Below are 15,563 nucleotides of genomic sequence, written 5' to 3' on the forward strand. Positions count from 1 at the left end.
CAGCTACCCTTGATTGCATTAGGCCATTTCTTTCGGGTGATTGATGCGCGTTGAACAGTTGAAGGTCAAGAATTTCAGGGGCATTAAACATCTCGAATGGAACCTCATGGCGCAGTCGATCTGTTGCCTGATCGGCGTTGGAGATAGCGCTAAGACCACGGTTTTGGATGCCGTAGAGGCAGCATTGTCCCCACGTTGGATGACCTTCAACGAAGCCGACTTCCACCATGCCAACACAGCGGAGGACATCGAGGTTGAGGTCACGATCGGAGAGTTGTCGCGTGCACTGCTTTCCGACGGGCGCTTCGGCCTTTACCTTCGTGGCCTTTCTTCCGAAGGACAGCTCAACGATGAGCCTGAGGACACAGACGACCCTGTTCTGACGGTCAGGTTGTCGGTCGATGCGACCATGGAGCCAGTGTGGTCATTGGTCTGCGATCGCTATCCCGTTCCCAGGATTCTATCGAGCAGAGACAAAGCAATGTTCTGTCTCGTTCGTCTTGCTGGTGACGAAGCACGGCATTTGACCTGGGCGCAAGGATCAGTGCTGTCGAAGATGACAGAAGCGAACGATGAGACTGCTAAAATGCTGGCTAATGCCTATCGCTCAGCTCGTCAAAGCGCAGATCTTGGCTCTATCCCAGAGCTGGCTCGGGCAGCGATATCCGCCGAGACTGCGGCTCGATCACTCGGGGCCTATATTAATGAGAGTTATAACCCTGATCTTGAACTGGGTCGCGGCGGGTTCAGCTCGGGCTCGATTGCACTACACGACGGCTCCGTACCGCTGCGGTTAGCGGGGCTTGGCACCAGGCGCTTAGCCACTCTGGCAGTGCAGCGTTCAGCAATCAGCGAAGGGGCAATTGTGCTGGTTGATGAGATAGAGCAAGGGCTTGAGCCTCATCGTGTTCTTGGGGCGATGGCCCAGTTGAAAAAATGGCAGAAGGAAGCAGAAAGCGCACATCTCGCTAAAGGTCAGATCCTAATGACGACACACTCGGATGTCGTCTTGGCAGAGTTACCCGCCCCCTCACTTTTTATCGTTTCCCGCTCTTCAGGCTCGGTTTCCGAAATCAAGCATGCTTTATCCAGTGGCGATATCTCCCGAGTTTTGAAAGGCGCGCCAAGGGCATTGTTTGCTAGGCGAATCTTACTCTGTGAGGGTGCAACGGAGTTGGGGTTAATGCTCGGAGTTAGGGAGCACTACCCAGATCGGCATGGTGGCGTTCCTATAGAGCAGCTGGGCTCTGCCATCATCGATGGCGGTGGATCAGCGGGCCCACCATTGGCACTCGCTCTGCGGGCTCTCGGATACCACGTCGGTCTGTTCAGAGATTCGGATCGAAAGCTGGATGCTCATTTTGCTACCAAACTCCAAGCGCAAGGCGTGCGGGTCATCGAATACGGTGGGGAGCTCAATACCGAGCGAGCGGTCTTCCAATCAGCCAATAACACTCAAATCGAGAGCCTCCTTGAACTGGTGACTGGCTTCATAAGCGAGCCTACGCTGATGGATCATCTTGAAAAAGGATTTCCAGCCATAGATGTGACAGATAGCTTCGACGAGTGGGATCTGGTAGGCGATGACGCTAACCTTCGGTTTCGCATGAGCGATTTAGCTGCCGAGAAAAGCTGGTTCAAGACTGCTGAGCGCGGTCGGGCCATATCTCCTATTGTGTTGGAGATCATGAATGGCTCGCCTGCATCGGCGATAGGCGCATGTTTCAACACCGTCGAGAACTGGCTATATGGTAACGCCTGAGTCCATCCTCTCCCTTAGCCGCAGGGCCATAGTGGCCCCGGCTGGCCATGGGAAAACAGAGCTGATCGCCAAGGTCGCAGCGCTAGGCCGAAGAACTCTAGTACTTACCCACACCCACGCAGGTGTTCATGCCATCAGGGCGCGACTAAAGCGAATGTACGTGCCCGCAGATACCGTGGTGGTCGATACGATCGCATCCTGGGCCCGACGATATGCTCAAGCATTCCCAAGTCGCTCGGGAAGGCCGGCGCTGAGCCATAACAATCCTGACTGGGACGATGTGTACCTTGGCGCGGCATCCATCCTGATGAGCCCGGTCGTCCAAGAGGTTATCAAGGCTTCCTATGACCGAGTGCTGATAGACGAGTATCAGGATTGTGAACAGCATCAGCACTCCATTGCGGCTTGGCTATCAAGCATTGTCCCAACTGTGATTTTTGGCGATCCGATGCAGGGCATTTTTGAGTTCGTCGAAACTAAGATCGGCTGGAGCAAATCTGTCGCAAGCTATTTTACTCCGGCCTACGAGCTCGAAACCCCCCACCGTTGGGCTACGGCGAATGTGGAGTTAGGCAAATGGATTGCAGCTACCCGGCAGAAGCTTATGACCGGGCAACCGATAGATCTTAGGGATGGGCCGGTCACCTATATCCAGAGCAATGATGCGTTTGACATGTCGTTGTTCTTTGATGGATTTGATTCAAGAAAGGGCTCAACTGCGGCGATCAACTGCTGGAGGAACACCTGCAATCAACTCGCGAAAAGTACCAAAGGCGCTTTCCAGTCAATCGAGGAGATCGGCGCAAAGCGTCTGATGGATTTTGCCGAAGTGTGGGACATGCCGGAATCTACTCCCCAGGCTCGATCCGACGCTTTGAGGTCTCTAATGGATGATGCTGTGACTCGCGTTTCGGCTGATTCAGGGGTCGCCACTGATGTCGTCCTTGACCTGGAAATCTACGCCGCATGGGCAAAACTTTCGATTGGCGGATCCCCCGATAACGCTTTGGATGTGCTGAAGCTGGAAAGAAACCACCCTCACACAAGGACGTACCGAGGTGAGCTCATTGGCGACACCAGGCGCGCTTTGACGGAGCTTGCGGATGGCCGATATCAGAGTCTGGTCGCTGCGTCGGAAGCTGTTAGGCAGCGACTAAGTATGACCGGTCGAGCCACTGTAGCGAGGACGATTTCGACTCCGTTGCTCCTCAAAGGCTTGGAGTTCGATCATGTCTTGATCCCGGACGCAATGCATTACGTGAAGCAGAAGACTGCTGCTGCGAAGTCTTTCTACGTGGCTATTTCCAGGGCTAGACACACTCTGACAATCTCATGCAAAACGCCGATTTTGGAGTTTCCCCTGCCCAACCTCTAGACAGCTTTCGATGTCACTGAATGTCCCGAGCGGGTGTCGCTGAAGACTAAGAGTCAAGCCACGGTATTTTCAAACCTGCATCGTCGTAATAGCCCGACAGCAGGAGATCAATCAGCGGAAAAACAAGAGACAAAGGCTGCGATATTCAAGACATCGACCGCATCCACAGCCCAAAAACTATCGGCCCTCCGGGCCTCTAGCCCGTCTTGACTTCGCTTTTCGCTAAAGAGAAGTAAGCGTCGGGCCAAGACGCCCCCTCGAAATCACAATCAGTCGGGACTTTCGAAACCCGTCTACCAACACAGCTGTCGCAGAGAAATTTAAAAATTTTTGAACCGAGGTTAATCTTCTACCCCTTCGACTATGACGCAAGGACAGCTGATGGCCCTCACCAGCGAAATCTCTCCATACAACCCTCAGTGGCCGCTACTTTTTACCGCCGAAAACCGCCGAATAGCGGAGGGCTTCGGTGCTGAGCTTATCGGAACTCATCATATTGGTAGCACCGCCGTTCCGGGGCTTTCTGCCAAACCGGAAATCGACATCTTGGTTGTGGTGTCGGAGCATATAAATGAGGTGGCTCGTAGCGAGTTCATGCGTACATTGGGCTATGTGCGGGGAACAGATCTTTCCGCCGGACACCACTTTTATCGTCGCGATGTTGATGGGGTGAGAACTCATAAAATACACGTGTGCGTTGTTGGTCATGGACAGATTGCACGAATGTTACGTTTCCGCGACCTGTTGAGAGAAGACAGCACTATCCGCAAGCAATACCAGGATTTGAAGCTGCGGCTCGAAGCTAACAACCGGGGAGGCATTGCTGAATATCTCGCGCATAAGGCGCCCTACATTGACGCCTTGATGAAAATGCACCTAGGGGATTAAGTCCGTGTTCATATCAGTTCTCCAGAGCTAAACGGGTATCCACTGATGCGGCAGCAGCTCAGCAGCCTCACTCGCCCGCTGCGTTGGCAGACGCGTGAGAACATCCTTCAAGTAAGCATACGGATCATGCCCATTGAGCCGCGCAGACTGGATCAAACTCATGATTGCAGCCGCGCGTTTGCCACTGCGTAACGAGCCTGCAAACAACCAGTTCGAGCGTCCAATTGCCCGCGGCCGAATCTGGTTCTCACACCAATTATTATCGATGGGTACGGCACCGTCATTGATATAGCGCGTCAGCGCTATCCAGCGTTTGAGGCTGTAATCCAACGCTTTGGCGATGGCCGATCCCTCAGGCACAAGCTGCCTCTGAGCGATCAGGCACTCAATAGGTCGACGGGAGTAGCTCCGTCGCGCGGCCAGAGTTCGAATTGGAGAGTTTATGTTGACGACATAAACTCCCTAACTTCGTTACACATTGCACTGAACGCACGCATTCTCACCTTTGGTTTCAAGGCGCCAACGATATCTCTTAGGTCTACCTGAAGGATGGGCTGAGACGGCTACCGACGCAGCCAGCCGTAGCATTGGGTGACTGCCTGAGCCACGCAAAGTGACTTGGCGGACGCTCACAACGTTTTTATGGATGTCACAATCTGATCATAGATCGGGAGTAGGGCGTATTCAGGCTCAGCACGCGCTCCATGCAAAGTCGTGATTCGGGCCTAGAGGCCCGGCTCGCTTTACGTGCCGCCAGATATATCAGGACATGGATGCGCTGTTCAACTCTTTAGGTGCCCCATGGCTACCGCAACTATCACCGCGTCGTGATGGTCGCAATAGCCTAACGCCTTGTAAAATATCCCGCGTGCAACGGCAAGTTCGACTGGCTGTTGGCCTGGCTAATCTCACTGCATTTTCTTGGCTGACCTTTTGAAGCTCGCTGGATTCAGGTCGTCTGGGTAGATTGGAGTGGGCATAGCAATTCTCGAGTAGCATCAGGGAATCGACTGCCCACTGACTACGTCGAAATGCGTTCGAGGAGGTGTGACGCAACCTCAGACATTCGCCAGTGCGAAGCGGCCGCTCGAGCTGGGTAATCCGAAGAGAACAAAGGCATCATGCCGTCTGTCATCTTTTCAGAGATCCTCGAGCAGTCGACACTTTTAATAACGGACTGGAGCCAGCATAAAGATTCCGTCACCTATTAAGCTTCATCATCTACTCCATCAGGAGGCTGAATAGACATCTTACCGAACTCTTCGATCTGTCGATGGATATTGAATTCCTCAGTGATGATGTCGTTCAGTCGACCTTGCTGGGTTATCACCAGCACCCGAGCAAAATCTAGGTAGTGCTTGTAGGTCGTCCTAATATCACCATGCCCCATCTGATTGACCAGCACCTGCGCGAATGCCGCATCTAAAACATCGGAAATTGGATTGAGCAAATCCTTTCCTCGGTGTTGGATCATCATCATAGTCGGCCACCAATGACGCGCCTGATAAAAATTGTTCGTCGTACGGAACGACTGATCCTGCTTGTGTGCAAGCTCCACCGCATATGTTGTTGCATCCGAGATCATCTTCTCGGTCACAGGCACCCCTGCTTTTGTAAGAAACAGAACATCCGGAGAGCAAGGACGACCATATTTTTCCTTAAATTTTCTCTTGCGGGCTGGATATTCCTTCTCGGTGTAGTTCTTATAAATGTCGGACAGTGCATACGCCGGGATGTGGATAGTACGGGGCTTACTTCCCTTCCCCACCAGTGTGTATTCAAACTTTTTTTGCTCCTTGGCCATCGAGTCATACGGCATGATGTGCCGATTAGGGCCCTTACCCACATAGGGGAATTCGCAAAGCTCCATAGGCCTGAGAGCAGTGGCTAGCTCAAAGCAAAAAAGGGTCGCATAGACGGTATCCGGATAGGAGGTAATTAGCAGTTTAATCTCATCATCTGTGATCAAACTTTTGTGTCGTTTTTGCCTGGATTGTCTGTCTAAAACACGGATCGGATCGACGTCAAGAACGACTTTTGCACGTTTCTTTACATAGTTCAAAAGGGATTCGCTCTTGAAGTTTGCGATCCAGTTTTTGTACGAAACATTGACTAGCGTAGAAAAGTCATGTTTTATCAGCCACGCAAAATAAGTGTATACAATAGTGGCATCTTCAAGAATAGTGGCTGAATGAGGCTTCAAACTGTTAGTACTTACTCTCTTGATTTTCCTAGCAATCTGCCATTTCTTAATATCAATATTGGAAACAGTGGTGTGATAGTTGCCTGGGTCGGTGCTTCTAAATTTATTCTGAGTAGAAAGGAAACGATAAAACGCAGCGATTACGGTGGCGTATCGTTTGGAAGTTTGCTCTGAGGAGCGGGTCACCGAGTGCAGGTAGTAATTGACCATACTAACCAAAATAATCTTAGACTTTACGTGAGCGACGAGAACGTAATGCGTAACCTCTGTACTGAGTATTGAGCTTACGTACGTCATGCGTCGTATCTTAATGTTTAGCATATCACTCGGCCCTGAATACTTGAATACCGTCAAAACCCCAGTCAATTTGAGGGACGCGAGCTTTTGACGCTTCTTCAAATTCTTGAAGTGGAACCTCTCTAAAATTGAATTTCTGGAACGCAGCCGCAGATGCCAGGGATTTTGAGAACGGAATGTGCAACGTCACGGAGGCAAATCCTATTAATTTACGGAGCAGTTCTTTAAGTTCGGCTTGGGCAAAAACCGGTGCCTGAATCGCTACTATAAGAATGCCTTCTTTTTCTGGAAGCCCGCTGCAGAAGTTTTTGAAAGCGGAAATATAACGCTCCTGAAAAATATGGATCTCTATTTTTTCAGGGGATGGAAACTTTTTAAGGGTTTTTATATGAGCATCTAACTGCCTGTCCTTAGCATGTTCAAAGGCATCATAATCATTGCCTTTCAAGTTTATATCAGCAAAGCTTATAGTCAGCGCCAAGAAATTTTTGGCATTCTTGACTGGGCGCGTTGCAGTGCTGCTGCATAATATTTGATGGGCAGCGAGATCAATCGTTAGTCTAGTATTTTTTACCTGCGCTCCCAACAATTGACGCTTGAGCATTTCATTATGCTTACTCTGGTTCTCAAGAGTGGCAGTCATCTCTTTGGCTTCGAACATCATCAGGTCACTGTTCATTAGCGTAGTCAGATGCCTACTTATGGCAGACTCGATGTCTTTCGGATGCTGAATTTTCATCGCTTTAATTTCAGCTCGCAATTGGTCTAGATCATGTTCCCGCCTTGCAAGAAGGTCTTGAGTAGCTCCTGTGTCATCGACTAGCAGAGGAGCAATCGATTGACCTTGGCTGAAGGGTTTGAGATCGTTATAAAAGCGGTTGAAAGCTTGACGCGTGATGCCGGCGCGCTCCGAAAGAACTCCAATCTGGATTTTCGTCAGCCCATGTTCCAGTTGATGCTCCTTGATGAGGGAGATCAGCCGATTCCGGGTATCTTGACTACTCATACATGAACCTCTAAGGCTGGAATTAATTCAGCTTGCTGGCTGAGTTTGTTGAGATGGTTAGTGTTGGAGGAAATCTTCTCAAGTATCGCCTTTCTGGATTTGTCACTAAGGGAATTACCGCCTTTCTCAAGGATATTCGTATAAAATTTAATGTTGTCTTCCATCGCACGCTGGGCCTTTTGGACGATCACCGCGTGCTCGCAGCTTGGATCGCAGCTCGATGGATTTGGTGGAAGCCCTTGTACATTGCCTTTTCGATGTACAAGACAAGGGGGGAGGTTAGGCGAAGAATAGGTTTGTGTACTTACACAAAAGCTACCAACAGCCGTTCGATGGATAAACAACGGCTGTCCGGATGACAGCAGATGCGACACATAAGTAAGAATGGTGAGCCTTAGATGCCTTCCTTCAAATGCCCCTTTGTTAGCGTTGATGCGTTCAAGCAGGCGTTCAGCGCCAGGGCCGGAGGAGGTGCCTGTCTGAATCGCAGTAATCAAGTCGGCAAATTCGGCGGCATAATTCTGCTCGATTGCTGTTGCCACCGTACGGACAAGATACGGGTTTCTGCCAATGTACTTAAGGGTCATGGTGTAGCTTTTATGACCAAAAAGTAGGCGGATGATGTCGATGTTGCGTTCATTGCGATTGATAAGGATCTCTGCAATCGTCTTCCGGAAGCGATGGACATGAATCCGATCGACACCCGTATGCAGTTCGATCTGGCTGATGATTTTGCCTATCGACTTTGTAGTGGTTGACTGTTTCGGGTGGGAGCGGCCGAATGATTTTCCTGACCGGAAGACGTAAGGGTTATCTTGAGAAATCGTAATAACTCGAAGATTTTTAAGTTCTAGAATTCTCTGGGCAAGGAAATGGGGCAGGGGTAGTTCATCTACCTCACCGAAGTTTGGATCTTTGGCCGTCTTATAACGAGTCACTCGCAAAACATAATCTTTAGGGGCGTCGCGATCCGCATAAACATCGTCAAATTTGATCATGCGAATTTCACTGGCGCGTAGGCCTGTGAGAATACCTATCAGAATAAAAACGGCATTCCTTACGTGATCTAATCCGTCGGCATAGGACTTCGCCCACCAATATGAGACGCTCCGCTCTGGACGGCCATTCCGTAGTACGGTTTCATCTTTGCACGTCGTTTTCATGACGGTGCGGCCTTCGATCTCGATATTTAATTCTTGCTCGATTAATGGATCAGGCTTCCCTCTGGAAACGCATTTCTTACGATAAGTATCCAACCTGTTGTCGATAATGAATGCATTAGCTCGCAAAAGACACGGCAGCGCTTTCTCTGTCCAAAAGCACGCATAATCAAGGAGCTTGCCTAGCTCTGACTCGGTAAAGGGTATCCAGCTTGAAAGCCTACCGGTAAACGCATGCGCGACTTGCTTTCGACGCTCAGTTGTATTGATGCACTCTAAGCCTACGCCGAGGTGCAGATTCTTAGGGAGGAGGTTCTGAGAGCTCAGTGTGCTCCATGTCTTTAAAATTCTGAAAAGTTCGGAGAACTTTTGGTAGCCTTCATCCTTCAGCTTGTCAAGTGACACATCCAGCATTCTGCTATTTATAATTTGAAGCGATTCTGGATCCCCGCTAAGGAAGTTCGGCTCTAGCACATAGCGTGAAAGTAACGAAAAAGCTTTAATGTTGAATATGGAGGTGCTGTAACTTCTGGTGTTATGAAAAGGCGAGTTCTCGGGAAGAAAATGCCATGCTAGTGCCTTTTTAAGTGCTGCTCGGTGCTCGTTCGGCTGGTTGAACAAAATTTTAGTTGCAATACCCCATCCATCTTTGAAAAGCACCCAAGTGTTTTCGCAGTAGAGTGAGTAAGCGGAGACGGGAAAATTGCCGTCTGGGTCGAGTCGAAGGCGCTCAGCAAGAGTATCCTGGATAGGAGCATTGAATTCCTCGCTATCTCTCAGCAGCTCTTCAAGTGCAAGCTGGGCCTCAAGTTCATCATCTTCGATGAAATCAATTTCTTTGTCGTTTTCATGTATTTCATCATCGAAGTCCTCTTCATCGTCCCTCGCAGTCACGAACTGATCCTCTGATGCATTCAGTGAAAATTCAGATGCTGCTCTGTAACCTGATATGCTGTGCTCCGTCGAGCCAGCGGATTCATCTAATGTGTGGTGATCTGTACTGGGACTCATTGCAGGAATCGACTTTTCGCCATTTCCAGCTTTTATGGATGCTAAGTATTGGGCGTCGAAGTCCTTAGGAGGATAATTCATTGCATGTCCTCCTCTTCAAAAATAACTTGCAGGATTTCAAGGTCGCGGGGCAGCAGGGGGGAGTTACGCCGTTGGTACCTAGACGCCTCTCTGATTAGCTCTGGATCGTCCCAATTGTCCAAGATAGAGCTGATGATTTTGAGCTCCGTGCTGAAGGTGTTGCTATAGTCCGATTCACCTTCTTGCGGGTCGTCCAAAATTTCCTCCAAGTGGATCTGACGCTGAATGAGGAATGGAGCGGAGTCATCGAAGATGTTGCACTGCTTGCAATGCAGGCAGTTCCTGATGCTGTAACAGCGCTCGCCAGGTTTCACATAATTTCGTGCTCCAGGCCACGTTGGGTTACGTTGATTCATGCAAGCCCAAAGTGCCTTCTCCATGCCTGGAATATGAAAAACCTTCATAGGTAGGTCTACTGCCTTAACTTCAGCGTAACCGAGCAATCCCTGATATTGACCTTGACGGAAGAGATCCAACAGCGTTTCAAGCTCGGAGCGTAGTCGTTGATTAGCAGCTCTCAAGGCTTCTGGAGAGCTGGTGTAGTGCTCATCTGTTACTAGTAGATCCGCATGCCCCATTTGCAGCGCAAGCAGGCCCAGGCTCGTCCCGTGCTCCTGCTGTTGCTGATACGCCCAAGTAGCTCTCAATCGTTTAGTTAGTTGAGAGGTCTTGGTTAAACGTTCGCCCTTCTCATAAATAGGATACTCACGCAAAAATTCGGTCACGCCTTGGTTAAACGCTTTGCTGTAAGCAATTGATGTATGTCTTCCACCTCTCATTCCCCAGTTTTTCTTTTCCTTAATGCACAGAAACAACTGATTGAGGTCGTCCTCGGTCATAATGAAGGGTATGGCATCAAATGCCAATCCAGCTAATGGCTTTGATAACTCGTTCGCAAGCTTCACAAGATTGTAGCTGGAGTATGCATCGACTTTACTGCTGACTGCTATTATCTCCTTCGGGGCATAAAATGGCTTGCCGATCCCTTGCGAACGGTTTTTTTCTGACTGAATGACAGCTACCGCTTCTTTCACTGCACCTGTTAATGGGTGTTCAAGATTTGAAAAGTCAATGGCAAGAACGGTTTCCTTGTTCCAGTTAGATTGCAGCATGATAAACATTACTATACAGGCCATATCAACGATAGACGGATAGTACATTCTAAGAAATTCGTCGGTATTGCTGACTTGGATGGGGTACTTTTTGTGGCGAAAATGCGTAAGGCGCAGCAGTATAACGTCAACAATGTTTTTGCATGTTTTTAAGGACATATTGGCTTCAAAGGTATATCTCGAGGCTAACTCTTCCTTCGAAATATACATTGGGAAGCCATTTTCAAGGAATGTCTTTACCAATCTTGCTGGATCTGGGTTCCAATGGTGGAATAATCTAGCTTGGAAATGATCCTTTGGATTTTCAACAATATATTGCGAGCCTTCGGCTTCGTAGATCTTCATAATCTTCGAGCGGATCTGTTTTCCTTGAAGTAGGCCCTGGAGCTCTTCATCATTACTAGCTTTGATGCGCCATCTAATTGGCAAATTTAGAAGCGGCAGTTCGTTGTCGAGGCACATTTGTACCCATTCGAAAAATTCAGCTCGCGAGTATTTTCTGTTAACAGGAGCGAGAACCTCTTCCATTGTGTAGGGATGAGCAGATTCGACACGTTTTCGAAACTCAATTTTTTCGTAAAGTTTATTCACATGCGTTGTAAGCGCGTATTTAACCGCATCATACGTGCCGTCTATCAGGGGGCTGGTTACCTTCGGATTTCGCGCCTCGGTTCGACCCACACCCAAATTCAATTGAGGCAAATCAAGTCCCAAGTTTGCAGCAGCATGAAGCATTGATCCAAGATTGCTGGCTATCGAGTCTGGATGCCCATTTTCAATTGCCCAACTACGGAATCGAGAAAACAAGCTGTGCGTGATCTGCCCATAATGCCAAAGCTTAAAAGGTTCTGAACAAGTCTTGTTGTACTCTATAGCGAAATCAAAAAAAATACTGATGCCACCACGAGGTGATGACACTACCCCGCGCCTATGAGTCCTTGCGAAAACCGTCATGACAAGGTGCAGCGCTATGCAAATATGCTTGTTTACATCCCAAAAATGGTGTCCTTGATAACTGCACTCAATATTAAAGCCGTCAATGGTAGTAACCAATTCGTACGGGCTTTCAGTAATTGGCTTGAATAGACCATGCACGCTTCGTGGCGTTAATGGTTTTATTGTTTCACTCATTAGGCTTGGCCGCGTCAAAGAGTGGACTTGATGGTTGTCCATGCAGCGTTAACTGCCCGTTCGTATTCATCGAGCGTGCCTGTGTTGTAAATGGTCAGATCGCCCTCTTTGATGGCAATCCCGCTTTCTGAGGGGTGTGGGTTAACTGCTTTTGCGCTTGGGCGAATTATGTGCCAAATCTCACCGCCGAGTTTACGAATATAATCGGCTTCGTTCTCGAATCGAATGTCTTTGATGATAATTAAAGATTTGCCACTAAGGTTGATCTTGCTTTTGTAGATTTTTTTTTCTGCGGTGAGTTTAAGGTTCTCAGTCAGTTGTTTTTCGTTTTTAAATTTGTGTTTGGTATTTTGAATATTCATGTGAGCATTCACATGTGATTGGTATTGTGTGTCAAAATTAGGAAAGTCCCGATGAACCAGTGCCTTGATGTGTTCTACCAGCTCTGCAGGAGTAGCCTCCCACAGCTCGTCCTCAATGTGTTTGGCTTCGTTCAACTGTGAATCAGAAAGGCCAAAAATCGCTTGAGTAGCGAGAGTGAAGGGGCTGTTGGGATTATTCAAGGTAGCTGTTATGTTCGAGGAAGCCGGGGTCTCCCTGCAGGCTGGGGCTGTGGCGGATGAGATAACAGGTTGATGGTTGATCTCGCGGTCAGCACGCTTCAACCAGTGCAACGGATCACGCTCCCGCATCCACTCAGTACCTACATGTTGAAACAGTTGCCGAGGTGAACGGCCCCAAGAGCTAAGAACTACCTCTTTTGCGTTATCATCCCAAGTCTCTGTTTCCGTTAGGCCGAATAGCGCCTTGCAGCCTTCCTTCAAAGGATCTGCCAACGCATAGGTCGCTACCTCTGGATGGGCCATAAGAAGGGCAGCTGCAGTGTCCTTCCCTGAGCGGGCTTTGGCGGCAAGGCCGAGGATCTTTCTCATCGGTGAATCTCCTGAATGGCCCGGATCTATTGGGTTCTGGCGGTTAGCAAGTTGGTTTACATATAAAGGTATTACGAAGTATATCATGGTGTTTACATTGGGCTCTATTCCGAAACAAGATGCCACTTATGCCTATCAGGGCGGTGGCCGGGGCTTGCCCCATGAGCGCATCGCGACCCTGGAGACCTTTGTGCAAGGCACACTGCGCCCTGATCTGACCCTGGTGTTCGACCTGCCGATTGAAGTCGGCATGGCCCGTGCCAGCGCTCGCGGCCGACTGGACCGCTTTGAGCAGGAAGGTCGCAGGTTTTTCGATGCGGTGCGCAGTACCTATCTTGAGCGCGCCAGGCTTGAGCCTGGGCGCTACCGTCTGATCGACGCCGCGCAAACCCTGGAACAGGTACAGGGCCAGCTCGACGTTCTGGTGCCGGAGTTGCTGGTGCTGCACCGTGGCTGAGGCCTATCCGTGGCAAGACAGCCTGTGGCAGCAGATGGCCGGGCGCGCGCAGCATGCTCATGCCTATCTGTTGCACGGGCCGGCAGGCATCGGCAAGCGGGCGCTGGCCGAGCGGTTGATGGCCAGCCTGCTGTGCAAGCAGCCGGAGGGGCTTGAGGCTTGCGGGGTTTGCAAGTCCTGCTCGCTGCTGGCGGCGGGTAGCCACCCGGACAACTACATTCTTGAGCCTGAAGAGGCGGACAAGGCGATCAAGGTCGACCAGGTGCGTGATCTGGTCAGCTTTGTGGTGCAGACCGCCCAGTTGGGCGGGCGCAAGGTGGTGCTGGTCGAGCCGGTGGAGGCAATGAACATCAACGCCGCCAACGCTCTGCTCAAAAGCCTTGAAGAGCCTTCGGGCAACACCATCTTGCTGTTGGTCAGTCATCAGTCCAGCCGGTTGCTGCCGACCATTCGCAGCCGTTGTGTGCAGCAGGCCTGTCCGCTGCCCGGCGAAGCGTTGAGCCTGCAATGGCTGGCCACGGCACTGCCGCAAACCGCAGAGGCCGAGCGGGTCGAGCTGTTGACCCTGGCTGCCGGTTCGCCACTGACGGCTGTCAAGTTGCAGGCGCAGGGTGTTCGCGAGCAGCGCGCCGCGGTGGTGGAGGGCGTCAAGAAGTTGCTCAAGCGTGAGCTGTCGGCCAGTCAGCTGGCTGAAAGCTGGAAAGCCATTCCGCTGCTGTTGCTGTTTGACTGGTTCTGCGACTGGTCGAACCTGATCCTGCGCTATCAACTGACTCAGGACGAGGCCGGGCTGGGGCTGGAAGACATGCGCAAAGTGCTGCAATACCTGGCGCAGAAGACTGCGCAGGACAAGGTTTTGAACATTCAGGACTGGATTCTTGCCCAGCGCCAGAAGGTCTTGAGCAAGGCCAATCTTAACCGTGATCTGTTGATCGAAGCGTTACTGGTGCAGTGGGCTGGCCTGCCCGGCCAGCGCTGATTTGACTGAATTGATAAACAGGTAATTTTTGTATGTTGGTTGACTCCCATTGCCATCTCGATCGTCTTGATCTGAGCGCCCATGACGGCTCGCTGGATGCCGCCCTTGAGGCCGCACGCCAGCGCGGCGTCGGGCATTTTCTGTGTATCGGTGTCAGCGCCGACAATGCAGCTGATGTCAAAGCCCTGACCGATCGCTATGCCGATGTGGACTGTTCGGTGGGCGTTCACCCGCTGGACGTGCAGCCCGGTGCAGCGCCAGCGCTGGACTGGCTGTTGGGCGAGTTGAATCACCCGCGGGTGGTGGCCATTGGCGAAACTGGCCTGGACTACCACTACGAGCCTGAAGCAGCCGATTTGCAGCAACTTTCGTTCAGGGTTCACCTGGAGGCGGCACAGCAGACCGGCAAGCCGGTGGTGATCCACACCCGTGGTGCCCGCGCCGATACCCTGGCCATGCTGCGCGAGGCAGCATTGCCGCAGGCCGGTGTGCTGCATTGCTTTACCGAAGACTGGGACATGGCCAGGGCGGCGCTGGACATGGGCTATTACATCTCGCTGTCGGGGATTGTGACCTTTCGCAATGCTGATGCCCTGCGCGATGTGGCCCGCCAGGTGCCTGCCGACCGGTTGCTGGTCGAGACCGACTCGCCTTACCTTGCCCCTATTCCCCATCGCGGCAAGCCTAACCTGCCGCAATACGTACGCGAAGTGGCGGAGTTTCTGGCGATGTTGCGTGGTGAGTCCTACGAGCGTTTTGCCGAGCAAACCAGCGAAAACTTCAAGCGCCTGTTCCCGCTGGCACGGGTCAGATGATTGCGTGACTGTGTGGCAGCGAGCTTGCTCGCGATGGGGTCGCTGCGGTGTGACTGGTCAACCGGGTTGTCTGTATCGCGAGCAAGCCCGCTCCCACAGTTCCACGTTTAACTGAACAGCAGGCAAAAAAAACCCGGGCTCTGGGGAATCCGGGTTAAGACCATTAGGAGTAAAACAAAGGCGCACATTCCATTGCGGCCAATATCGGCGCAACACTTTGGGGGGGATGCCGTGCCGACATGTTAAGTATTGGTCAGCTTTGTCGAACGTCCAGTCGTGGCTGGTCGTTTTTTAAACAGATTTGGAATACCTCAGCTTCGCTTGAGTACTCATCAATTTGCGGGTAAATCGTTT

The 15,563-nt window shown here is 50.9% G+C and carries 11 protein-coding genes and 1 pseudogene; 6 read left to right on the forward strand and 6 right to left on the reverse strand.

The annotated features are described in order from the left end of the window. Positions 1-43 precede the first annotated feature (43 nt). From CJU81_RS21755 to CJU81_RS21765, 3 genes are all read left to right on the forward strand, one after another. Positions 44-1,762 carry an ATP-dependent nuclease gene (locus tag CJU81_RS21755; protein WP_095038208.1) on the forward strand — a complete coding sequence of 573 codons (1,719 nt, stop codon included), beginning with the start codon at positions 44-46 and terminating at the stop codon, positions 1,760-1,762. A gap of 154 nt (positions 1,763-1,916) precedes the next feature. Further along, complete coding sequence (locus CJU81_RS21760; protein ID WP_369679449.1) at positions 1,917-3,137, forward strand: UvrD-helicase domain-containing protein; 1,221 nt, start codon at positions 1,917-1,919, stop codon at positions 3,135-3,137. A gap of 381 nt (positions 3,138-3,518) precedes the next feature. Then, entirely contained in the window at positions 3,519-4,025 is a 507-nt protein-coding gene (locus CJU81_RS21765; RefSeq protein WP_095038210.1) for a GrpB family protein, read from the forward strand. Positions 4,026-4,052: 27 nt separating this feature from the next. Here the strand turns inward: CJU81_RS21765 and CJU81_RS21770 are convergent, their stop codons facing one another. From CJU81_RS21770 to CJU81_RS21795, 6 genes are all read right to left on the reverse strand, one after another. Beyond that, positions 4,053-4,469 (reverse strand): IS66 family transposase, encoded by a 417-nt coding sequence (locus CJU81_RS21770; RefSeq protein ID WP_422631666.1) that lies wholly within the window; start codon positions 4,467-4,469, stop codon positions 4,053-4,055. Between the two features lie 763 nt (positions 4,470-5,232). Further along, positions 5,233-6,438 carry a phage integrase family protein gene (locus CJU81_RS21775; RefSeq protein ID WP_141232623.1) on the reverse strand — a complete coding sequence of 402 codons (1,206 nt, stop codon included), beginning with the start codon at positions 6,436-6,438 and terminating at the stop codon, positions 5,233-5,235. A gap of 112 nt (positions 6,439-6,550) precedes the next feature. Next, positions 6,551-7,531: a hypothetical protein gene (locus CJU81_RS21780; protein ID WP_095038212.1), complete on the reverse strand. Its 981-nt coding sequence runs from the start codon at positions 7,529-7,531 to the stop codon at positions 6,551-6,553. Beyond that, on the reverse strand, positions 7,528-9,783 hold the full coding sequence (locus tag CJU81_RS21785; protein ID WP_095038213.1) for a tyrosine-type recombinase/integrase: 2,256 nt from the start codon (positions 9,781-9,783) through the stop codon (positions 7,528-7,530). Before CJU81_RS21785 ends, CJU81_RS21780 begins: the two co-directional genes overlap by 4 nt. Continuing rightward, positions 9,780-12,026, reverse strand: a complete 2,247-nt coding sequence (locus tag CJU81_RS21790; protein ID WP_141232624.1) for a hypothetical protein — start codon at positions 12,024-12,026, stop codon at positions 9,780-9,782. Before CJU81_RS21790 ends, CJU81_RS21785 begins: the two co-directional genes overlap by 4 nt. Positions 12,027-12,040: 14 nt before the next feature. Then, the gene (locus CJU81_RS21795) at positions 12,041-12,958 is read right to left on the reverse strand and encodes a hypothetical protein (protein ID WP_046808540.1); all 918 of its coding nucleotides are present in this window, start codon (positions 12,956-12,958) and stop codon (positions 12,041-12,043) included. 118 nt (positions 12,959-13,076) lie between these two features. Between CJU81_RS21795 and CJU81_RS21800 the strand changes: the two are divergent. From CJU81_RS21800 to CJU81_RS21810, 3 genes and pseudogenes are all read left to right on the forward strand, one after another. After that, positions 13,077-13,415 (forward strand): annotated as a pseudogene (locus CJU81_RS21800) (dTMP kinase); the annotation flags it as partial. Then, positions 13,408-14,394, forward strand: a complete 987-nt coding sequence (locus CJU81_RS21805) for a DNA polymerase III subunit delta' (protein WP_095038216.1) — start codon at positions 13,408-13,410, stop codon at positions 14,392-14,394. The pseudogene CJU81_RS21800 and the gene CJU81_RS21805, both read left to right, overlap by 8 nt. A 32-nt stretch (positions 14,395-14,426) precedes the next feature. Then, positions 14,427-15,209: a TatD family hydrolase gene (locus tag CJU81_RS21810; RefSeq protein ID WP_095038217.1), complete on the forward strand. Its 783-nt coding sequence runs from the start codon at positions 14,427-14,429 to the stop codon at positions 15,207-15,209. Positions 15,210-15,563 lie beyond the last annotated feature (354 nt).

The sequence above is a fragment of the Pseudomonas fragi genome (assembly GCF_002269505.1).
Lineage (GTDB): Bacteria > Pseudomonadota > Gammaproteobacteria > Pseudomonadales > Pseudomonadaceae > Aquipseudomonas > Aquipseudomonas fragi_D.